Annotated in this window: 20 protein-coding genes; 13 read left to right on the top strand and 7 right to left on the bottom strand. The window is 73.0% G+C overall.

The annotated features are described in order from the left end of the window. Positions 1-75: 75 nt before the first annotated feature. Positions 76-1,665, bottom strand: a complete 1,590-nt coding sequence (locus ACL03H_RS14735) for an alanine/glycine:cation symporter family protein (RefSeq protein WP_412811780.1) — start codon at positions 1,663-1,665, stop codon at positions 76-78. 291 nt (positions 1,666-1,956) lie between these two features. Here ACL03H_RS14735 and clpB point away from each other — a divergent pair, with 291 nt between their 5' ends. Beyond that, positions 1,957-4,539: an ATP-dependent chaperone ClpB gene (clpB, locus tag ACL03H_RS14730; RefSeq protein WP_412811779.1), complete on the top strand. Its 2,583-nt coding sequence runs from the start codon at positions 1,957-1,959 to the stop codon at positions 4,537-4,539. A 100-nt stretch (positions 4,540-4,639) separates the two neighbouring features. On the opposite strand, the gene ACL03H_RS14725 is transcribed toward clpB, so the two are convergent. Continuing rightward, positions 4,640-5,878 carry an MFS transporter gene (locus tag ACL03H_RS14725; RefSeq protein ID WP_412811778.1) on the bottom strand — a complete coding sequence of 413 codons (1,239 nt, stop codon included), beginning with the start codon at positions 5,876-5,878 and terminating at the stop codon, positions 4,640-4,642. 87 nt (positions 5,879-5,965) lie between these two features. Here ACL03H_RS14725 and ACL03H_RS14720 point away from each other — a divergent pair, with 87 nt between their 5' ends. The 6 genes from ACL03H_RS14720 to ACL03H_RS14695 all read left to right on the top strand — a co-directional run bounded on the left by ACL03H_RS14720 (position 5,966) and on the right by ACL03H_RS14695 (position 10,336). Then, entirely contained in the window at positions 5,966-6,595 is a 630-nt protein-coding gene (locus ACL03H_RS14720; protein WP_412811777.1) for a TetR/AcrR family transcriptional regulator, read from the top strand. Between the two features lie 201 nt (positions 6,596-6,796). Further along, complete coding sequence (locus ACL03H_RS14715; RefSeq protein WP_412811776.1) at positions 6,797-7,567, top strand: type III secretion system chaperone family protein; 771 nt, start codon at positions 6,797-6,799, stop codon at positions 7,565-7,567. 35 nt (positions 7,568-7,602) lie between these two features. Continuing rightward, a complete protein-coding gene (locus ACL03H_RS14710; RefSeq protein ID WP_412811775.1) occupies positions 7,603-8,376 on the top strand; it encodes an SDR family NAD(P)-dependent oxidoreductase in 774 nt (257 codons plus the stop codon). A gap of 91 nt (positions 8,377-8,467) precedes the next feature. Then, on the top strand, positions 8,468-9,016 hold the full coding sequence (gene pyrE, locus ACL03H_RS14705; RefSeq protein ID WP_412811774.1) for an orotate phosphoribosyltransferase: 549 nt from the start codon (positions 8,468-8,470) through the stop codon (positions 9,014-9,016). A 10-nt stretch (positions 9,017-9,026) separates the two neighbouring features. Beyond that, positions 9,027-9,683, top strand: coding sequence for a hypothetical protein (locus tag ACL03H_RS14700; RefSeq protein WP_412811773.1), 657 nt, complete (start codon positions 9,027-9,029; stop codon positions 9,681-9,683). Next, complete coding sequence (locus ACL03H_RS14695) at positions 9,683-10,336, top strand: TrmH family RNA methyltransferase (RefSeq protein ID WP_412811772.1); 654 nt, start codon at positions 9,683-9,685, stop codon at positions 10,334-10,336. Before ACL03H_RS14700 ends, ACL03H_RS14695 begins: the two co-directional genes overlap by 1 nt. Before the next feature lie 66 nt (positions 10,337-10,402). Here the strand turns inward: ACL03H_RS14695 and ACL03H_RS14690 are convergent, their stop codons facing one another. From ACL03H_RS14690 to ACL03H_RS14675, 4 genes are all read right to left on the bottom strand, one after another. Then, positions 10,403-11,065, bottom strand: a complete 663-nt coding sequence (locus ACL03H_RS14690; RefSeq protein ID WP_412811795.1) for a VTT domain-containing protein — start codon at positions 11,063-11,065, stop codon at positions 10,403-10,405. Positions 11,066-11,199: 134 nt separating this feature from the next. Continuing rightward, positions 11,200-11,424, bottom strand: a complete 225-nt coding sequence (locus tag ACL03H_RS14685; RefSeq protein WP_412811771.1) for a hypothetical protein — start codon at positions 11,422-11,424, stop codon at positions 11,200-11,202. A 10-nt stretch (positions 11,425-11,434) separates the two neighbouring features. Then, positions 11,435-12,619 carry an N-acetylglucosamine-6-phosphate deacetylase gene (nagA, locus tag ACL03H_RS14680; RefSeq protein ID WP_412811770.1) on the bottom strand — a complete coding sequence of 395 codons (1,185 nt, stop codon included), beginning with the start codon at positions 12,617-12,619 and terminating at the stop codon, positions 11,435-11,437. 395 nt (positions 12,620-13,014) lie between these two features. Next, the gene (locus tag ACL03H_RS14675; protein ID WP_412811794.1) at positions 13,015-13,590 is read right to left on the bottom strand and encodes a SigE family RNA polymerase sigma factor; all 576 of its coding nucleotides are present in this window, start codon (positions 13,588-13,590) and stop codon (positions 13,015-13,017) included. Positions 13,591-13,672: 82 nt separating this feature from the next. Between ACL03H_RS14675 and ACL03H_RS14670 the strand changes: the two genes are divergently transcribed. From ACL03H_RS14670 to ACL03H_RS14655, 4 genes are all read left to right on the top strand, one after another. Continuing rightward, a complete protein-coding gene (locus tag ACL03H_RS14670; protein WP_412811769.1) occupies positions 13,673-13,954 on the top strand; it encodes a YciI family protein in 282 nt (93 codons plus the stop codon). 206 nt (positions 13,955-14,160) lie between these two features. Beyond that, a complete protein-coding gene (gene fbaA, locus ACL03H_RS14665) occupies positions 14,161-15,195 on the top strand; it encodes a class II fructose-bisphosphate aldolase (protein WP_412811768.1) in 1,035 nt (344 codons plus the stop codon). An 86-nt stretch (positions 15,196-15,281) separates the two neighbouring features. Continuing rightward, positions 15,282-15,689, top strand: coding sequence for a DUF3151 domain-containing protein (locus tag ACL03H_RS14660; protein WP_412811767.1), 408 nt, complete (start codon positions 15,282-15,284; stop codon positions 15,687-15,689). 173 nt (positions 15,690-15,862) lie between these two features. Beyond that, entirely contained in the window at positions 15,863-16,963 is a 1,101-nt protein-coding gene (locus ACL03H_RS14655; protein ID WP_412811766.1) for an FUSC family protein, read from the top strand. A 62-nt stretch (positions 16,964-17,025) separates the two neighbouring features. On the opposite strand, the gene ACL03H_RS14650 is transcribed toward ACL03H_RS14655, so the two are convergent. Then, complete coding sequence (locus tag ACL03H_RS14650) at positions 17,026-18,312, bottom strand: adenylosuccinate synthase (RefSeq protein ID WP_412811765.1); 1,287 nt, start codon at positions 18,310-18,312, stop codon at positions 17,026-17,028. Between the two features lie 95 nt (positions 18,313-18,407). Here ACL03H_RS14650 and ACL03H_RS14645 point away from each other — a divergent pair, with 95 nt between their 5' ends. Continuing rightward, positions 18,408-19,115: a hypothetical protein gene (locus ACL03H_RS14645; RefSeq protein ID WP_412811764.1), complete on the top strand. Its 708-nt coding sequence runs from the start codon at positions 18,408-18,410 to the stop codon at positions 19,113-19,115. Between the two features lie 175 nt (positions 19,116-19,290). Beyond that, a complete protein-coding gene (locus ACL03H_RS14640) occupies positions 19,291-19,929 on the top strand; it encodes an HNH endonuclease family protein (protein ID WP_412811763.1) in 639 nt (212 codons plus the stop codon). Positions 19,930-19,964: the final 35 nt, after the last annotated feature.

Genomic DNA, 19,964 nt, shown 5'->3' with positions numbered 1-19,964 from the left:
TGTGCGACCTGCGCGGGAAACGAGCGGAAGGGGCGTTCGCCGGAGCGGACGCCCCTTCCGCGGGTCAGATCCGGGTCAGGAGACCTTCGTCGGCTCCTCGACCTGGGCCATCTCGCCGGTGCGGAGCTTCTCGCGGAAGCTCTTGAGCTCCCGCTTGACCACCGGCAGCAGCAGGTACAGCCCGATGATGTTGAACAGGGCCAGCGCGAACAGCACCGCGTCGGCGAAGTTCAGCACGCTGGTGAGCGTCAGCACCGAGCCGATCACGGTGCAGGTGCAGAAGATCACGTTGTAGATGATCTCGTTGGCCCGGCTCTTGCCGAACAGGAACAGCCAGGCCCGCTGGCCGTAGTAGCCCCAGGTGATGATCGTGGAGACCGCGAACAGCGCCACGGCCAGCGTGAGCACGTAGGGGAACCACGGCAGCACCGTGCCGAACGCCTCCGACGTGACGGTGACGCCGTCCGGGGTCTCCCCGCCGTTGATCACCTGCTGCTGGGCGTTGACCCAGAAGTCGGTGCGGGAGATGACGATGGTCAGCGCCGTCATGGTGCAGACGATCACCGTGTCGATGAAGGGCTCCAGCAGCGCCACGAAGCCCTCGGTCACCGGGTGGCGGGTCTTGACCGCCGAGTGCGCGATGGGGGCCGAGCCCAGCCCGGCCTCGTTCGAGAACGCCGCGCGCTGGAATCCGATGATCAGCACCCCGATCGCGCCGCCGAACCCGGCGGCCGGGGTGAACGCCCCGCGAATGATCTCGCCGAACGCCGCGGGCACCGCGGTGATGTTCACGCCGATCACGATCAGGCAGGCGAGCACGTAGACGATGCCCATCGTGGGCACGAGCTTGCTGGTCACCGCGCCGATGGACTTGATGCCACCGATGATCACCATGCCGATGAGCCCGGCCAGCACGAGGCCGAAGATCAGCGCCGCGCCATCGCTGGCCAGGTAGCCCTCCTCGCCGCCGGTGACGTTGCGGAGCTGGGCGAAGGTCTGGTTCGCCTGGAACATGTTGCCGCCCGCGATCCCGAAGAACAGGATCATGATCGCGGCCAGCACCGCGAGGACCTTGCCCAGCCCGGCGCCGAAGCTGCCGGGGAAGCGCTCCGCGATGCCCTTGCGCAGGTACTGCATCGGGCCGCCGGAGACCGTGCCGTCCTCGTGGATCTCCCGGTACTTCACGCCGAGGGTGCATTCGACGAACTTGGTGCACATGCCCAGCAGGCCGCACACGATCATCCAGAAGGTGGCTCCCGCGCCGCCCACGGTGACCGCGACGCCGACGCCGGCGATGTTGCCGAGCCCGACCGTCGCGGAGACCGCGGAGGACAGCGCCTGGAAGTGCGTGATCTCGCCGGGGTCGTCCGGGCGGGAGTACTTGCCGCGCAGCAGCGCCACCGACAAGCCGACCGAGCGGAACTGGATGAACCCGAACGCGACGGTGAAGACGACGGCGGCGATCACCAGCCAGGCCACGATCCAGGGGAAGGTGATGCCGAAGATGGTCAGCTCGCCGAACACGAGGTTCGAGAAGCCGTCCGAGATGGGCTCGAAGACGGTGTTGATGGCGTTCTCGACGCCGGAGAGCGCGCCGCCTTCGGCAGCGAGCACGTCGGTGTGCGTTGGTGGGCTCGCGAGGAGCGGGCCGGATGCTTCTGGCATCTGGGAAGTGGAGCAACCCCGCATTTAACACTCAATACTTTTGGGTGATTTCCGTGTGAAATCGCTCCCGAATCGAGACTCAACGTGATCAACACTAGTCCGATCGGGGCGCGATCGCGCAGTGAACGGAGGAAGGCGTGCCAACCCGCGGTGATCAGTGTAGGGTTGAGTGCAGTTGGCTCAACTTTCCTGACGGGATTCTGCCCCTCGCGATGCGGCGCTCCCGCCGGGTGGGCGCGGCGGGCGCCCGGCGCGAGCATGGACTCCACGCGAAGACCGACGAGGTGAGGAATGGACGCTTTCAACCCGACGACCAAGACCCAGCAGGCGATCTCCTCGGCGGCGCAGGCGGCCACGGTGGCCGGCAACCCCGACGTGGGATCGGCCCGGCTGCTGGGCGCGCTGCTCGCCCAGGGCGACGGCATCGCGGCCCCGCTGCTGACCGCCGTGGACGCCGACGTCGCCGAGGTGCGCCGCGAGGTCGAGGCGCTGATCAACGCGCTGCCCACCGCCTCCGGCTCCACCGTCTCGGCCCCGCAGCTGTCCCGCGACGCGCTCCGGGCCGTCACCCACGCCCAGCACCTCGCCACCGAGATGGGCGATGACTACGTCTCCGCCGAGCACCTGCTGGTCGGGCTCGCCGCCGACGGCGGCGCGGTGGCCGACGTGCTGCGCAAGCACGGCGCCACCCCGGAGGCGCTGCGCGAGGCCTTCTCCCAGGTCCGCGGCTCGGCCCGGGTCTCCAGCCCGGACCCGGAGGGCACCTTCAAGGCCCTGGAGAAGTACGGCCAGGACCTCACCGACCGCGCCCGCAACGGCCAGCTGGATCCGGTGATCGGCCGCGACTCGGAGATCCGCAGGGTGGTGCAGGTGCTGTCCCGCCGGACCAAGAACAACCCGGTGCTCATCGGCGAGCCCGGCGTCGGCAAGACCGCCATCGTCGAAGGTCTCGCGCAGCGCATCGTCGCCGGTGACGTCCCCGAATCCCTGCGCGGGAAGCGCGTGGTGGCGCTCGACCTGGGCTCGATGATCGCGGGGGCGAAGTACCGCGGCGAGTTCGAGGAGCGGCTCAAGGCGGTGCTCAAGGAGATCACCGACTCGGCCGGTGAGGTCGTCACGTTCATCGACGAGTTGCACACCATCGTCGGCGCGGGCGCGACCGGCGAGGGCGCGATGGACGCGGGCAACATGATCAAGCCGATGCTGGCCCGGGGCGAGCTGCGCATGGTCGGCGCGACCACGCTCGACGAGTACCGCGAGCACATCGAGACCGATGCCGCGCTGGAGCGCCGCTTCCAGCAGGTCATGGTCGGCGAACCGAGCCCGCAGGACACCGTGGCCATCCTGCGCGGGCTCAAGGAGCGCTACGAGGTGCACCACGGCGTGCGGATCACCGATGGCGCGCTGGTCGCCGCCGCCACCCTGTCCGACCGCTACATCACCGCGCGGTTCCTGCCGGACAAGGCGATCGACCTCGTCGACGAGGCCGCTTCCCGGCTCCGCATGGAGATCGACTCGCGGCCGGTGGAGATCGACGAGGTGGAACGCGCGGTGCGCCGCCTGGAGATCGAGGAGATGGCGCTGGCCAAGGAGTCCGACGCGGCCTCCGTGGACCGGCTGGCCGCGCTGCGCGGGGAGCTGGCCGACCGGCGCGAGCGGCTCTCCGCGCTCACCGCCCGGTGGCAGGGCGAGAAGGAGTCCATCGACAAGGTCCGCGACCTCAAGACGCAGCTGGAGCAGCTGCGCGGCGAGTCCGACCGCGCCGAGCGCGACGGTGATCTGGGCAAGGCGGCCGAGCTGCGCTACGGCCGGATCCCCTCGCTGGAGAAGCAGCTCGTCGCCGCCACCGAGGCGCAGACCGAGAGCAAGGCGATGCTGCAGGAGGAGGTCACGCCCGACGACGTCGCCGACGTGGTGAGCGCCTGGACCGGCATCCCCGCCGGGCGGTTGCTGGAGGGCGAGACGGCGAAGCTGCTGCGGATGGAGGACGAGCTGGAGGCCCGCGTGGTCGGCCAGGCCGAGGCGGTGCGCGCGGTCTCCGACGCTGTGCGCCGCGCCCGCGCGGGCGTCGCCGACCCGGATCGGCCCACCGGTTCCTTCCTGTTCCTCGGCCCCACCGGCGTGGGCAAGACGGAGCTGGCGAAGGCGTTGGCCGGGTTCCTGTTCGACGACGAGCGGGCGATGATCCGGATCGACATGAGCGAGTACTCCGAGAAGCACTCGGTGGCCCGCCTGGTCGGTGCCCCGCCCGGTTACGTCGGCTACGACCAGGGCGGTCAGCTCACCGAGTCGGTGCGCCGCAGGCCCTACTCGGTGGTGCTGCTGGACGAGGTGGAGAAGGCGCACCCGGACGTGTTCGACGTGCTGCTGCAGGCGCTCGACGACGGCAGGCTCACCGACGGCCAGGGCCGCACGGTGGACTTCCGGAACACGATCCTGGTGCTCACCTCGAACCTCGGCTCGCAGGCCATCGCGGATCCGAACCTGACCGACCAGCAGCGCGACGACGCGGTGCTGTCGGTGGTGCGCCAGCAGTTCAAGCCGGAGTTCCTCAACCGGCTGGACGACCTGGTGGTCTTCCACTCCCTGTCCACCGAGGAGCTGACGTCCATCGTGGACATCCAGGTGGACCGGCTGGCGCAGCGGCTCGGCCAGCGCCGGCTGGTGCTGGACGTGCGCCCGGCGGCGCGGGAGTGGCTGGCGATCAACGGGTTCGACCCGGTCTTCGGCGCCCGCCCGTTGCGGCGGCTGGTGCAGTCGGCGATCGGCGACCAGCTCGCCAAGCAGCTGCTCGCCGGTGAGGTGCGGGACGGCGACGAGGTCGTGGTCGACGTGGCGGAGGACCACTCGAAGCTCGTCGTCCGGCCCGGCTGACGGGCCGTTCCGGAGCGGTTCGCGCCTCGTCCGGGCGGGGGAGCCCCGGCGGCTCCCCCGCAGCCCTCGCGGGGGCCGAGGAGGTCCGGCCCGGCCCCGCTCAGGTGTCCCCGGGATCAGCGGCGGAGGTGCTCGCCCAGGCGAGCGCGGAGAACAGGGCGGCGACCGCCGCGAACACCAGGGTGCTGGTGACGAGACCGGCGCGCGTCGTGAGCACGCCGAGCCCGACGGCCGGGATCGTCGCCGACAGGTACGCCACGATGTAGATCATCGACGAGGTCGCGGCCCGGTTCTCCGGATCGGCCAGGCCCGTGAGCAGCCGGAACCCGCCCATGAACATCGTCCCCCAGCCCACGCCGACGACGGCCGAACCGAGGAAGAACCCCACCGCGCTGCCCCCGAGGGCCGAGGCCGCCACCACGGCTAGCCCGGCGATGAGCACCGGGGCGGCCACCCGCACCGCTCGTCGGCCGAGCCACCCGGAGCAGACCAGCTGGCTGATCGAGCCCACGCCGGTCACCGCGGCCACCGCGAGCCCGCCGACCAGGTAGGGCGTGCCGCTGACCAGGCTCTTGGCCACCGAGGGGCCCAGCGACATGAACATCCCGCCGATCGTCCACGCGGCGAGCATCGTCGTCGCGAGCAGCGCGAACGCCTTCCCGCGCCCGGCCGGGACCGCTGGCCGCCGCGGGCGCAGCGCGCGCGGCAGCGGCCGCGGTTCGGTGCGCACCGGCTCCGGCATCATCCCCACCAGCGGCAGCGCCACCGCGAACGCGACGACGAGCAGCAGGTAGGCCAGCGCGGTCGGGGCGGGCGCGAACTGCACCAGCGCCCCGGAGATCCCCGAGCCGAGCGCCATCCCCGCCCCGGCCGCGACCCCGTTCACCGTCGCGCCCCGGTTGCTGCCCGGCGGCTGGAAGTCCAGCAGCGCACCGCTCATCGCCCCCGTCGCCGCGCCGGTGGCGATCCCCTGCAGCGCTCGGCCCACCAGCAGCCAGCCCACGCCCGGGGACAGCGCCAGCACCAGCACCGCGACGATCTCCAGCAGCAGCGCGGCTCCCAGCACCGGACGCCGGCCGATCCGGTCCGAGAGCGCCCCGAACAGCAGCAGCGACACGAGGATGCCGACCATGTAGGCCCCGAAGACCTCGGTCAGCACGGTCGCGGAGAACCCCCAGCGCTGCTGGTAGAGCGCGTACATCGGGGACGGCGCGGTCGAGGCCATCAGGAACAGGGCCAGCAGCGCGCCGACGAACCAGAAGGCGCCCCGCCGGGACATCGCCGGGCGGTGGGCCGCCGCCCGAGGCGGGTGGTCGAGCGCGAGCTCGGGGGTGGTCATGGAACTCCTCGGAGCGGAGCGGATGATTCCGCTCCGGGCCAACCCGGCAGCGGAACGGAACATTCCGCTGCCGCGTAGCCTGTGGCCATGAGCACAGCGCAGCGCTCCGCCGGGTACGCCGACCGCGTCGTCGAGGCGGCGCGGGAGGTGTTCGCCGAGCAGGGCTTCGGCGCGCCCGTCGCCGAGATCGCGCAGCGGGCCGGGGTCGGCGTGGCCAGCATCTACCGGCGCTGGCCCAGCAAGACCGAGCTCGCCGAGCAGGTGCGGATCAGCTGCCTGAGCCGGATCGCGGCCGAGGCCGGGGCCGCGGCCGCCGAGGAGGCCGACCCGTGGCGGGCGTTCACCCGCTTCCTGTTCCGCTGCCTGGACGAGGGCAGCGGCGTCGGCACCGTCCTGCCGCCGGACGGGCCGGAGACCGCGCGCTCGGCGGAGTACCACCGGGTCCGGCAGGAGATGGCCGACTCCGTCTCCGCGCTGGTCCGCGCCGCCCACGAGGCGGGAGAGCTGCGTCCCGAGATCACCCCCGCCGACGTGGTGCTGCTGTTCAAGCACCTCAACCCGGCGCTGCCGACCGCCGAGCCGCGGCGCGCCGAGCTGCGCGCCCGCTACCTGGCGGTGTTCGTCGCGGGCCTCCGCTCGGGCGGTCCGGCGGAGCTGCCCGGCCCGGCCCCGGACTGGGCCGAGGTGCACGCGATGAGCCGCACCGCCCCCGCCTGAGCCACCCTCGGGCCGGGCTGACCGGGTGTCCACCGGTCGGCGCGCGGGCCGGTCGCAACGGCCGCTCCGGTGCCCGGCCGCTCCGGAGCGCGCACCTGCCGCGAGCCATCCGCGCAGGGCAGCTCGCTCGGATGGCGCAATTCCCGATCCGGCACCCCGGCGATCTTCGCGGTGACGGGCGACGGGGCTACCCTGCGCGGTGTGGGTATCCCTGCCTGGGTCTGGTTCCTCGTCGCCGTCCTCGCGATCGCCGCGGGCGTCGCGCTGCTGATCGCCGACCGCGCACGACGCGCCCCGAACAACCGGGAGCGGCGGCGCTGGGCGGCGCTGCGCGGCTGGCAGTTCGCCGAAGCCGACCAAGTGCTGCCGACGCGCTGGGAGCGCGGCGCGCTCGCCCAGCACGGTGGAGCGACCGCCACCGACGTCGTCGCGGGCTCCACGTTCACCGCCGACGGCCGCCGCCAGGTCTACGTCCTCGACCTCACCGTCGGGAACAAGGTCGCCACCGTGCTGGCGGGCGTGCGCTGCCGCCGCGCCGTCAGCACCACGCTGGAGCTGTGGCAGCCGGACGTGCCGGTGCCGCAGGACTCCGGGCTGGACCTGCTCGGCCCGGTCGGCTCCCGCTACGCGTTCGTCACCGAGGTGGCCGCCGCCCGGCCGCTGGTCACCCCCTCGCTGGTGGAAGCCGCCGAGGAGGTCGGGCCGGACGTCACCGTGGTGTGGCTGGAGCAGGACTGGGTGCTGGCCGCCGTCGAGCCCGACGGCGCGGACCCGGCCCGGCTGGAGCGGCTGCTGCGGGCGCTCGGCGAGCTCGCCGACGTCATCGACCCGTTCGAGACCGACCCCAACGAGGACGAGGACGCCGAACCCGAACCCACCCGGCGGATCGGCGGCAGCGGCGCGACCTCCCCGGCCGACACCCAGGAGACGGTCCGGGTGCAGCGCGCCGAGCACTCCGAGAACCAGTCCTGACCGCGGCGGGGCCCGAGGGCGATACGGTGCGGACCATGCCTACCGCACTCGTCACCGGCCCCACCGCCGGAATCGGCAACGCCTTCGCCCGCAGGCTGGCGGCCGAGGGGCACGACCTGGTGCTCGTCGCCCGCGACGCCGCCCGGCTGGAGGCGCTGGCCGAGGCGCTGCGCGCCCGCCACGGCGTCGAGGTGGAGGTGCTCGTCGCGGACCTCGCCGAGGACGCCCAGCTGGCCGAGGTGGAGCGGCGCGTCGCCGACCCGAGCAGGCCGGTGGACGTGCTGGTCAACAACGCGGGCTTCGGCACCGCGGGCTCGTTCTGGGACACCGACGCCGCGACGCTGCAAGCGCAGCTCGACCTCAACGTGGCCGCCGTGCTGCGGTTGACGCACGCGGCGGTGCGGACGATGCGGCAGCGCGGCGGCGGGGACGTGATCAACCTGTCCAGCGTCGCGGGCTTCTTCCCGGTGGCGGGATCCACCTACGCCGCCACCAAGTCCTGGGTGACGACCTTCTCCGAGGGCTTGGCCGGTTCGCTCACCGGCACCGGCGTGCGGGTGCTGGCGCTGTGCCCCGGGTTCACCCGGACCGAGTTCCACGAGCGCGCCGGACTGTCCATGCAGCGGCTGCCGAAGGCGTTCTGGCTGCGCGCGGACGACGTGGTGCACCAGGGACTCGCCGATCTGCGGCGCGGGCGCTCGGTGTCCATCCCCAGCCCGCAGTACAAGGCCCTGGTCACCATCGGCCGGCTCATCCCCCGCCCCGTGCAGCGCTTCGTCGTCGCCCGCACCGTCCCGGGCCGCACCTGACCTCAGGCCGGACGGGCCGTTCGCCGCGAGGCGGCGGTGGCGCCCGACCTGCGGGCCGGGCGGACCCGGCGCGGCAGTAGGATCTGCGGCCGTGACTCAGGTCGACCAGCAACGACGCGCCGAACTCGCCCAGCTCGTCACCGAGCTCTCCGTGGTGCGCGGCAAGGTGACGCTGTCCTCCGGCAAGGAGGCCGACTACTACGTCGACCTGCGCCGGGCCACGCTGCACCACGCGGCCGCCCCGCTCATCGGTTCGCTGCTGCGCGAGCTCACCGCCGACTGGGGGCACACCGCGGTCGGCGGGCTCACCCTCGGCGCCGATCCGGTGGCGAGCGCGATGATGCACGCCCCCGGCCGCCCGCTGGACACGTTCGTGGTGCGCAAGAACGCGAAGGCGCACGGGATGCAGCGGCGCATCGAGGGCCCCGACGTCGCGGGCCGCCCGGTGCTGGCCGTCGAGGACACCTCGACCACCGGCGGGAGCGTGCTCACCGCCGTCGAGGCGCTGCGCGAGGAGGGCGCCGAGGTCGTGGGCGTGGTGACCGTGGTGGACCGGGGCACCGGCGCGAAGGAGGCCATCGAGGCCGAGGGCCTGACCTACCGCTCGCTGCTCGACCTCGCCGACCTCGGTCTGGCCTGACCGGCCCCCCGTGGACGCCGTGCTCCCGATCGCCCTGCTGCTGATCGTCCTGATCCTGGCGGCCGGGGTGCTGGTGGCCGTGCTCGGTCGCAGGCGCGCGGTGGCGAACTACCGGCGGCTGCTGGCGGCGGGGTCCGACTGGCGGCAGGTCCCCGGGAACCAGGTGTGGCGGCGGGTGCGGGCGCTGCGCGAGTTCGCGAGCTCCCGGGGGTTGCAGGACCACTTCCACCTCGCCGGGACGCACCGCGGCCACGGGTTCGAGGCGGTGCAGTACCGGCGCCCGCCGGGCCACGGGCAACGCCTGTTCACCTTCGGCGTCGCCGTGCTGCTGCCGCGCCCGGTGCCCGGGCCCGAGCTCCGGCTCACCCGGGCGGGTGCCTTCGGCGGGCTCGGGCAGGACCTGCGGGTGGAGCTGGGCGACCCGGAGTTCGACCGCGTCCACCTGCTCACCTGCCCGGACCCCGGCTTCGCCCGGCGCGCGCTCCCGGGACCGCTGGCCCGCGCGCTGCTCGACGACGAGCGGACCTCCGGCGTGGTGCTGGAGTTCGCTCCGGAGCACCTCGTCGCCTTCCGCCCCGGCCCGGCGTCGCCGGAGTCGGTGCTGCCGCTGCTGGAGCTGCTGATCGACGTGCGCGGCCGGGTGCCGTGGGAGGAGGCGAGCCGGTGATGGACCAGGACACCGAGCTCCCCGGGCCGACCGAGTGGGGGACCGAGGTCGGCGTGGGCCCCTGGGAGGGGCCGTGGCCGGAGGACGAGCGCTACGACCCGGAGCTGCTGGAGCACGGCGACCGGCGCAACGTCGTCGACCACTACCGCTACTGGCGCCGGGACGCGATCGTGGCCGACCTGGACGCCCGCCGGCACGACTTCCACGTGGCGATCGAGAACTTCCAGCACGACCACAACATCGGCACCGTGGTGCGCACCGCGAACGCCTTCGCCGCGCGGGCCGTGCACATCGTGGGCCGCCGCCGCTGGAACCGGCGCGGCGCGATGGTCACCGACCGGTACCAGCACGTGCACCACCACCCGGACGTCGGCGCGCTGCGGGAGTTCGCCGCCGAGCGGGAGCTGGCGGTGGTGGCGGTGGACAACACGCCGGGCGCGACGCCGATCGAGCGCACCGCGCTGCCGCGGCGCTGCGTGCTGCTGTTCGGCCAGGAGGGCCCGGGGCTGCGGGAGGACTCGCGGGAGACCGCCGACGTGGTGGTGTCCATCGCCCAGTTCGGCTCCACCCGGTCGATCAACGCCGGGGTCGCCGCCGGCATCGCGATGCACGCCTGGATCGCGCAGCACGCGGACCCGTCCCGCGCCTGGTGAGCCCGCCCGACGCGAAGAAGCCCGGCCGGAGCGGTCCGGCCGGGCTTCGCGGGGGAGAGCGTCGGGTCAGGCGGCGTTCTTGGTCTTCGCCCGGCGGCCCCGCACGTACTCGATGATGATCGGCAGGATCGAGACGAAGACGATCAGCAGCGCCATCGCCTCCAGGTTGTCCCGGATGATCGGGATGTTGCCGAGGAAGTAGCCCAGCACCGTCATCCCGGCCGCCCAGAGCACGGCGCCGATGGCGGAGTAGGAGAAGAACTTCCGCTGGTCCATCTGGCCGACCCCGGCGACGGCGGTGATGAAGGTGCGCACGATCGGCACGAACCGGGCGAGGATGATCGCGCGGGCGCCGTAGCGCTCGAAGAACTCGTGGGTCTTGTCCACGTGCTCGGCCTTGAACAGCTTCGAGTCGGGCTTGCTGAACAGCGCGGGGCCGACCTTGCGCCCGATCCAGTACCCGGTCACGTTGCCGACGAACGCGCACAGCGACAGCAGCAGGCAGGTCAGCCAGATCGGGGTGGAGATCGCGCCGGTGGCCACGAACAGGCCCGTCACGAACAGCAACGAGTCACCCGGCAGGAAGAACCCGATGAGCAGGCCGCACTCCGCGAAGATGATCAGGCAGACGCCGATCAGCGCGAACGGGCCGAGCGAGCTGATGATGTTCTCCGGATCCAGCCAGGACGGCAGCAGCGCGAGCGTGGACGTTCCGGAGGCGTCGAGCATCGCGTGGAGTTCGGTCGTCACGCTGGCCAACGGTACCGGTGCCCGGTGGACGCGGGACGCCAGCCCGAGGACCACCGGGGGCGGGCCGCGAGGCGCCGCGCCACGGGGCGCCCGGTGATGTCCGCCTCGCCTGGTCAGGCGAGGGTGAGCACCCCGGCTAGGCCGCCGGCGAGGACGCCGAGCACGACCGCGAACAGCAGCACCTGGCCCACCGGCAGCCTCGACCGCGGCGGCGGGCCCGGGGGCACCAGCGGTGCGGGCGGCGGGCCCGGCTCGACCTGACCGGACTGCCCGCCCGCGGCCTGCGCGCGCAGCGCGGCGGACAGCACGCTCTCCGGCGTGTCGCGCGAGCTCTCCATGCCCGCCAGCCTAAACCGCCGCGCCGCCCGGAGCGGCCGCGGTCGGGCAGGCCTCCCAGGTGCCTGACTTCATCACCCGCCGGAGCCGGAGGTCGTCGTCGAGCAGCACGAGGTCGGCGCTCAGGCCGGGGCGCAGCGAGCCCACCCGGTCGCCCGCGCCGAGCAGTTCGGCGGGCCGGGTCGAGGCGGCGTGCACGGCGGTGGTGACCGGCATCCCGACCTCGGTGACCAGGTTCCGGAACGCCACGTCCATGGTCAGCGTGCTGCCCGCCAGCGAGCCGTCGGCGAGCCGGGGCTCCCCGTCCACGACGGTCACCGGCAGCGCGCCGAGCTCGTAGTGGCCGTCCCCGGCGCCGGTGGCGCTGATCGCGTCGGTGATGAGCGCGGTGCGGCCGGTGCCCGCGTGCCGCGCGGCGAGCCCGACCACCGCGGGGTGCAGGTGCACCAGGTCGCAGATGAGCTCCACCGTCACCCGCTCGTCCTCCAGCAGGGTTCCGATCGGGCCGGGCTCGCGGTGGTGCAGCGGGCGCATCCCGTTGAACAGGTGAGTGGCGACGGTGACGCCCGCGTCCACGGCCGGCCGCACCTGCTCGGCCACCGCGTCGGTGTGGCCGATCGCCGCGATCACGCCCGCGTCGACCAGCTCGTGCACGGCGTCCACCGCCCCGTCGAGCTCCGGGGCCAGCGTCACCATCCTGATCGACCCCCGCCCCGCGGCGAGCAGGCCGCGCACCGAGCTCCGCTCTGGGGCGCGCAGCAGCGCGGGGTCGTGCGCGCCGCAGCGGGCAGCGGACAGGAACGGGCCCTCCAGGTGGATGCCGTCGAACAGGCCGTCCACCACCAGCTCCTGCAGCGCGGCGACGTCGTCGGCGAGCTCGGGCAGCGGCGCGGTGACCAGGCTGGCGAGCAGCGTGGTGGTGCCGTGCGAGCGGTGCGCGGCCACCGCGGCCCTGGTGCGCTCGGGGTCGCGGCCGCTGAACGAGCCGCCTCCGCCGCCGTGGCAGTGCACGTCGACGAAGCCGGGGACCAGCCAGCCCGAGCCCAGGTCGGTGGCGTCCTCCGGAGCGGGTCCGGTGCCCAGCTCCTCGATGGTCGTGCCGGTCAGGCGGATCCAGCCGTCCTCCAGCACTCCGTCGGGGGTGACGATGCGGCTCGCGGTCAAGGTGCGGGCCCCGGCGTCGTCCGTGCTGGTCACTGGTCGTCCCCACTTTCGTTCGTCGCACCCCGCCGCCGTCGGCGGCCTGCGGGTGCGGTCGGTGCCGCGCTCGGGTGCGGCGGTGGCCGTGGTGGTCCCGCGTCGGTGCCCCATCCTGCGACACGGGACCGGAATGGTCTACACCAGCGCGGTGTGGTGTTCGCGGCGCGGTGCCGGGCGGAGCAGGACCCCTGGCGACCGGGTGAAATCGAGGTGCGGAACGGGTGATCTTCGCGGTCCCCCGGATGGCGGCACCGCGCCGCGGCGGGCGGGGCGGGACCCGCGATCCGGGGCGGAGCGGCGGTCGCGCTCCGCGAGCGGGCTCGCCCGGACAGCTGATCTCCGCATCGCTCCGAGGGAGGACGGTGAGCGGTGTCGGTCACCGTCCCCGGCGCTCAGTGCGAGCGCATGATGCGCTGCAGGGCCTCCAGGCCGCGGCTGGCGGTGGACTTCACGGTGCCCTTGGAGACGCCGGTGGCCTCGGAGATCTCCGCTTCGGTGAGGTTGCCGTAGTAGCGCAGCACCAGCACCTCGCGCTGCCGGGGCGGCAGCTCGGACAGCGCGGCGACGACCGCCTGGTGCTCGGCGGTGAGCATCGCCAGCGACTCGGCGGAGCGGGCGTCGGCCTGGTGCGGTGGCTGGTACTCGCGGGCCGTCTTGCGGCGCCGCAGCACCGAGCGGCTGCCGTTGACCACGGCCGTGCGCAGGTAGCCGACGGCGGCCTTGGCATCGCGCAGGCCGGACCAGTTGCGGTAGAGCCCGGTGAACGCCTCCTGCACCACGTCCTCGGCCGTCGCCGGCTCGTCGACCAGCAGGATCGCCAGCCGGACCATGCGCATCCGCTGCTGTCGGTACAGGTCTTCGAGCGTCAGCGGCTGGTCGGTCGCGTTGGACGCGGTGTCGATCGCGCGGAGGTGTCCCAGCGTCTGCTCGACGCTGCGCTCGACCCCCGATGAGGAATCCCCGAACATGATCTGAAAGTACCGGCTCACCGGTCTTGTGTCCCTCGGCCGGGTAGCGTCCGACGCGAGTCGGTGATCAGGGAGGTCCGAAATGGCGAAGTTCGTCGTCGAAATGGTCTACGGCCAGGACGAGGAGAAGCGGCTGGCCGTGCGCCCCGCCCACCGGGATTACGCGAAGGAGCTGGCCGAGCGCGGCGAGCTGCTGGCGGCGGGGCCGTACCAGGACGGCGCGGGCGCGCAGCTGATCTACGAGGCACCCGACGAGGCGGCGGTCCGGGGCCTGCTCGACGCGGATCCGTACCTCCGGGAGGGGGTGCTGGCCTCGACCACGATCCGTGAGTGGAACGCCCTCGTCGGAGCCTGGATTTCATGATCAAATAATCTGGTCGGGCGAGGCCCTGTCCCTGATCGTGTGAGGATCGCGACAGCGGTGCCGATCCGCACCGATCCAGTGGTCTTCCCTATGACGCGAACGGGTAGCGCTGACCTCCGCAGGCCCGCGCGGACCTCGCGCGCCCTCGTAGGATTCGGCGCGGCTTCCCGCCGCCAAGAACGACTCCATCCCGAGGAGGACGACCGATGCCCATCGCCACCCCCGAGGTCTACGCGGAGATGCTGGACCGGGCGAAGTCCAGCGAGTTCGCCTACCCGGCCATCAACGTGACGTCGTCGGAGACGCTCAACGCGGCCCTGCGCGGCTTCGCCGAGGCCGAGAGCGACGGCATCATCCAGGTGTCGACCGGTGGCGCGGAGTTCGCTTCCGGCTCGAAGGTCAAGGACATGGTCACCGGTGCGACCGCGCTCGCGGAGTACGCGCACGTGGTCGCCGCCAAGTACCCGGTGAACATCGCGCTGCACACCGACCACTGCCCCAAGGACAAGCTGGACGGCTACGTCCGCCCGCTGATCCGGATCAGCCAGGAGCGGGTGGACCGCGGCGAGAACCCGCTCTTCCAGTCGCACATGTGGGACGGCTCGGCCATCGAGCTGCACGAGAACCTGCAGATCGCCACCGAGCTGCTGGAGACCGCGGCCAAGGCGAAGATCATCCTGGAGCTGGAGGTGGGCGTCGTCGGCGGCGAGGAGGACGGCGTCGCCAACGACATCAACGAGAAGCTCTACACCGCCGCGGGCGACTACGAGCACACCGTCGACGCGCTGGGCTCCGGCGAGAAGGGCCGCTACCTGCTGGCGGCGACCTTCGGCAACGTGCACGGCGTCTACAAGCCGGGCAACGTCAAGCTCCGCCCGGAGATCCTCAAGCAGGGGCAGGACGTGGCCTCCGCGAAGCTGGGCCTGCCCGCCGGGTCGAAGCCGTTCGACCTGGTCTTCCACGGCGGCTCCGGCTCGCTGCTGGAGGAGATCCACGAGGCGGTCTCCTACGGCGTGGTGAAGATGAACATCGACACCGACACCCAGTACGCCTTCACCCGGCCCATCGCCGATCACATGCTGAAGAACTACGACGGCGTGCTCAAGATCGACGGCGAGGTCGGCAACAAGAAGGTCTACGACCCGCGCAGCTACCTCAAGGCCGCCGAGCAGGCGATGGCCGCCCGGGTCGCGCACGGCTGCGAGACCCTCAAGTCCGCCGGCCGGATGCTGGCCGGCTGACGAACGCCCCCGCACGCGAACGCCACCCCGGAGCCCCGGCTCCGCCGCCGGGGTGGCGTTCGCGCGTCGGATGGCAGGATGACGCCATGACGAACCTGCTGGAGCCACCGGAAACGCTGCTGCCGGAGAACACCCCCGCGCAGGCAGCTCTCGACGCCGGTACCGACCCGGCGCAGGTCGCCGCCGAGCACCCCGCCTTCAGCTCCGCCTGGGCGCAGCTCGGCGAAGCCGCCCTGGAGCGGGGCGAGGTCATCGCCGCCTACGCCTACGCGCGGACCGGCTACCACCGCGGGCTGGACGCCCTGCGCCGGTCCGGTTGGAAGGGCTTCGGCCCGGTGCCGTGGCGGCACCGCCCGAACCAGGGCGTGCTGCGGGCCGTCGCCGTGCTGGCGAAGGCCGCGAACGCGATCGGCGAGAACGAGGAGTTCGACCGCTGCCGCCAGCTCCTGCTCGACAGCGACCCGGCTTCGGTCGAGGCGACCGGCCTGGCCTGACGCCCGGTGCGGGAGGGTCCGCCGGAACCGGATCCTCCCGCGAGCCGCCGCCCGCTCCCGCCTTCCCGGCGGGGAGCTCCGCTCGCCCCGCTCCAGGTCCGTCCACTGCGGAGTGATCAGGAGGACGTCCCGGCGCTGTTCCTGGGCGCGCCCGCGTGGCGCAGAATGAGCGCGTGCATCGGGTGCGGCAGGAGTTGATCCGGCGGTTGCGGCGGCTGTTCCGGTCGGGGGTCCCGATCGTGCAGTGCGCCGTCGCCGCCGGCCTCGCGTGGGCGGTGGCCAGGAGCGTGGTGGGGCATCCGGAGCCGTTCTTCGCGCCCATCGCGGCCGTCGTCTCGCTCGGCGTCTCGCTGGGGCAGCGGCTGCGGCGGGCGCTGGAGCTGGTGGTCGGGGTGAGCATCGGCATCGGGGTCGGCGACATCCTCATTTCGGCCATCGGCACCGGCCCGTGGCAGATCGCGCTGGTCGTGGCGCTGGCGATGAGCACCGCGGTGCTCGCCGACAGCGGGGCGATCATCGTGCTGCAGGCCGCGTCCTCCTCGGTGCTGGTGGCGACGCTGCTGCCGCCCGCATCGGCGGGCGGGCTCACCCGCATGGTCGACGCGGCGGTCGGTGGGTTGATCGGCTTCGCGGTGGCGGCCCTGCTGCCCGCGAACCCGCTGGCCGTGGCGCACCGCAACGGGCGGCTCGTGCTGGGGGCGCTCACCGACGGCCTGCGCGGAGTGGCCTGGGCCGTGTCCCGTCGGGACACCGCGCTCGCGTCGGACACGCTGGCGAAGGTGCGCAAGAGCCAGAGCCTCGTCGACGAGTTCCGCACCGCGCTGGACGCGGGAGGGGAGATCGCGAAGATCGCGCCGATCCGCTGGCGCAGGCGCGGTGACCTGGCCCGCTACGAGGCGGCGGCCACGCCCATCGACCGGGCGCTGCGCAACACGCGGGTGCTGGCGCGGCGCGCGATGGCGGCGCTGCGCGACGACGAACCGGTGCCGGGCCCGCTGCCCGGGCTGCTGGAGGAGCTGGCCGGATCGGTGGTGCTGCTGCGGGACGAGCTGGCCGGCGGCAACGAGCCGCTCCAGGCCCGCGAGGCCGCGCGCTCGGTGGCCCGCCGGTCCTCGGTGGAGCTGCTGGGGGACGGCGACTTCTCGATGCAGGTGGTGGTGCTGCAGGTCCGCTCCATCGCCGTCGACCTGCTCCAGGCCTCCGGTCTCACCCGCGTCGAGGCGATCTCCGCCCTCCCGCCCCTGCACCCCCGGGGCGAAGCCGACCGCGGCTGACCGCCCGGCTCCGGACCGACCGACGCGCGCTCGGCGCGGGCCGGCCGGAGCCGCGGTGCAGATCAAGCCATGGTGTGCCGCACGATGGTCTGGTCCCGGCCGGGACCGACGCCGATGGCGGACATGCGGGCGCCGGAGAGCTCTTCGAGGCGCAGCACGTAGTTCTGGGCGTTCACCGGCAGGTCCTCGAAGGAACGCGCGGCGCTGAGGTCCTCGTGCCAGCCCGGCAGCTCCTCGTACACCGGCACCGCGTGGTGCACGCCGGTCTGCGTCATCGGCATCTCGGTGACCCGCTGCCCGTCCACGTCGTAGGCGACGCACACCGGGATCGCGTCCAACCCGGACAGCACGTCCAGCTTGGTGAGGAAGTAGTCGGTGATCCCGTTGACCCGCGTCGCGTAGCGCGCGATCACCGCGTCGAACCAGCCGGTGCGCCGCGAGCGCCCGGTGGTGACGCCGAACTCACCGCCCTGCTTGCGCAGGTTCTCGCCCGCCTCGTCGGTGAGCTCCGTCGGGAACGGCCCCGCCCCGACGCGGGTGGTGTAGGACTTCAGGATGCCGATCACGGCGTTGATCCGGGTCGGCCCGATGCCGGAACCCGCGCACGCCCCGCCGGAGGTCGGGTTCGAGGAGGTCACGAACGGGTAGGTGCCGTGGTCCACGTCCAGCAGCGTGCCCTGCGAGCCCTCCAGCAGCACCGTCTCGCCGCGCTCCAGCGCCTCGTTGACCAGGAGCTTCGTGTCGGCGATGCGACCGGCGAAGCGCTCGGACTGCTCCAGGACGGTGTCCACGACCTCGTCGGCGTCGAGCGCGCGGCGGTTGTAGACCTTGACCAGCAGCTGGTTCTTGAGCTCCAGCGCGGCCTCGACCTTCTGCCGGAGGATCTTCTCGTCCAGCAGGTCCTGCACGCGGACGCCGACCCGGGCCACCTTGTCCTGGTAGGCCGGGCCGATGCCGCGGCCGGTGGTGCCGATCTGCTTCTTGCCCAGGTAGCGCTCGGTGACGCGGTCGATCGCCACGTGGTACGGCATGATCATGTGCGCGTCGGCGGAGAGCAGCAGCCGCGAGGTGTCCACCCCGCGCTCCTCCAGCCCGGCCAGCTCGTCCAGCAGCACGCCCGGATCGACGACCACGCCGTTGCCGATCACGTTCGTCACCCCCGGGGTGAGGATGCCGGAGGGGATGAGGTGCAGCGCGAAGTCCTGCCCGTCCGGCAGCACCACGGTGTGCCCGGCGTTGTTGCCGCCCTGGTAGCGCACGACCCACTGCGCCTGCTCGCCGAGCAGGTCGGTCGCCTTGCCCTTGCCCTCGTCGCCCCACTGGGCTCCGATCAGCACGATCGCCGGCATGTGAAACTCCAACCTGGACTGTGGGTCCGCGCGAGCGACTTCCCGCCTCGACGCGACACTGATGCCGGTCGATCAGGGTAAACCAGGAGCGAAACGTGAGTACCACTGCACTGTCCTGCACAAATGGTGATTACTCCACGTTCACGGGTGATCACGCCGAGTGGTTCCGGGTGTCGCCCTCCCCCGGGAAGGCCGAGGTCGATCCGCTGTTGCCCGACGGCCCCGGGCGGGTCGTGGTCCAGGGTACCGACGCCGACCTGGCCGCCGTGGTGCTCCGGCTGCTGCGCCGCAACCGCGTCGGGGACCTCGCCGTCGGCTACGTGCCGGTGGCCGAGTCTCCCGCGACCCGGCTGTGGGGGCTGCCGGTCGGTCCGGAGGCGGTGCGGCTCGCCTTCGAGGGCGCGCCCCGGCCCGCGCCGCTGGTGCGCGACGACGGCGGCGGGCTGATCGTCGCCTCCGGGCGCGTCGAGCCGATCACCGGACAGGTGTACTGCGACGACCGCCGGGTGCTGCACGGTCCCGCGCGCTCCCTGGAGGTCGCCCCGGATCCGGACGCCGCGCCGCTGGCGGAGCCCACCGCCGACCCGCTGTCGGCGAACCTCGACCCCGCCTCGGACGGGCTGCTCGTCACCGTCGCGCGCCGCGGCCTGCTGCGCACCCGGCGCGAGGTGGCGCGCGGCCGTGCCGTGCAGGCCGGGTTCCGGGAGGCGACCGTGCTCCGCGACGGCGTCCCGCACCCGCGGCCGGTGGGCAAGTGGGCCTGGTACCGGCACACCGAGGACCTGCTCCTCGTCCGGCCGTGACGCGCGGGGCGACCCCGGTGGCACCGCCGCGACGTCCGGATCCCCCGGTCCGGAGGCCGCGGCGCTGGCGCATTCACGACAGGTGACCGCCTAGTCACTTCGGGGCATTGTCATGGCCGCCGCGCTGGTCGAGGGTCAGGATCGACATCGGCGAGATCAGCCACTGGGAGGACCCATGACGTCGACCCGTTCGCTCCGCGCCGCCCTCACCGCGCTGCCCCTGGCGGGCGCCCTGTCGCTGGCAGCCGCCGTGCCCGCCGGTGCCGAGCCGCCCGGCATCCCCGATCCGGCCACCGCGCAGACCCAGCTCGACGAGCTCCGGGTCGCGCCGGAGGGTTCCTCCGACGGCTACGACCGCGACCGGTTCCCGCACTGGATCGGTGGCGCCGACGGGTGCAACACCCGCGAGTCGGTGCTCAAGCGGGACGGGGAGGACGTCGAGGTGGGTTCCGACTGCTACCCGACCTCGGGCACCTGGAACAGCCCGTACGACGGCGGGTCCTGGACCAAGCCGTCCGATGTGGACATCGATCACGTGGTGCCGCTCGCCGCCGCCTGGCGCTCCGGGGCCTCGGAGTGGACCGACGACCAGCGCGAGGCGTTCGCGAACGACCTGGAGGGCCCGCAGCTGATCGCGGTGACCGACAACGTGAACCAGCAGAAGAGCGACCAGACCCCGGACGAGTGGATGCCGCCGGAGGCGGGCTACCACTGCACCTACGCCTCGATGTGGATCGGTTCGAAGAGCAAGTACGAGCTGACCGTCACCGAAGCGGAGAAGACCGCCCTCAAGGACGCCCTGGGCACCTGCTGATCGAGGCCCGGCGGTGGCGCTCCCGCCGCCGGCCT

The organism is Saccharopolyspora antibiotica, from assembly GCF_047200635.1.
In the GTDB taxonomy this organism is placed as follows: domain Bacteria; phylum Actinomycetota; class Actinomycetes; order Mycobacteriales; family Pseudonocardiaceae; genus Saccharopolyspora_C.
The sequence above is the reverse complement of the archived record's forward strand: the minus strand, read 5'-3'. Positions and strand labels throughout refer to the sequence as shown.

What these genes read in the sequence shown, in the direction of transcription:
- ACL03H_RS14720 (WP_412811777.1), top strand. Translation starts at nt 5,966, where the DNA reads ATGAGCACAGCGCAGCGCTCCGCCGGGTACGCCGACCGCGTCGTCGAG.
- ACL03H_RS14725 (WP_412811778.1), bottom strand. Translation starts at nt 5,878, where the DNA reads ATGACCACCCCCGAGCTCGCGCTCGACCACCCGCCTCGGGCGGCGGCC.
- clpB (WP_412811779.1), top strand. Translation starts at nt 1,957, where the DNA reads ATGGACGCTTTCAACCCGACGACCAAGACCCAGCAGGCGATCTCCTCG.
- ACL03H_RS14640 (WP_412811763.1), top strand. Translation starts at nt 19,291, where the DNA reads ATGACGTCGACCCGTTCGCTCCGCGCCGCCCTCACCGCGCTGCCCCTG.
- ACL03H_RS14650 (WP_412811765.1), bottom strand. Translation starts at nt 18,312, where the DNA reads ATGCCGGCGATCGTGCTGATCGGAGCCCAGTGGGGCGACGAGGGCAAG.
- ACL03H_RS14735 (WP_412811780.1), bottom strand. Translation starts at nt 1,665, where the DNA reads ATGCCAGAAGCATCCGGCCCGCTCCTCGCGAGCCCACCAACGCACACC.
- ACL03H_RS14685 (WP_412811771.1), bottom strand. Translation starts at nt 11,424, where the DNA reads ATGGAGAGCTCGCGCGACACGCCGGAGAGCGTGCTGTCCGCCGCGCTG.
- ACL03H_RS14690 (WP_412811795.1), bottom strand. Translation starts at nt 11,065, where the DNA reads ATGCTCGACGCCTCCGGAACGTCCACGCTCGCGCTGCTGCCGTCCTGG.
- ACL03H_RS14710 (WP_412811775.1), top strand. Translation starts at nt 7,603, where the DNA reads ATGCCTACCGCACTCGTCACCGGCCCCACCGCCGGAATCGGCAACGCC.
- ACL03H_RS14670 (WP_412811769.1), top strand. Translation starts at nt 13,673, where the DNA reads ATGGCGAAGTTCGTCGTCGAAATGGTCTACGGCCAGGACGAGGAGAAG.
- ACL03H_RS14660 (WP_412811767.1), top strand. Translation starts at nt 15,282, where the DNA reads ATGACGAACCTGCTGGAGCCACCGGAAACGCTGCTGCCGGAGAACACC.
- ACL03H_RS14695 (WP_412811772.1), top strand. Translation starts at nt 9,683, where the DNA reads ATGGACCAGGACACCGAGCTCCCCGGGCCGACCGAGTGGGGGACCGAG.
- fbaA (WP_412811768.1), top strand. Translation starts at nt 14,161, where the DNA reads ATGCCCATCGCCACCCCCGAGGTCTACGCGGAGATGCTGGACCGGGCG.
- ACL03H_RS14675 (WP_412811794.1), bottom strand. Translation starts at nt 13,590, where the DNA reads ATGTTCGGGGATTCCTCATCGGGGGTCGAGCGCAGCGTCGAGCAGACG.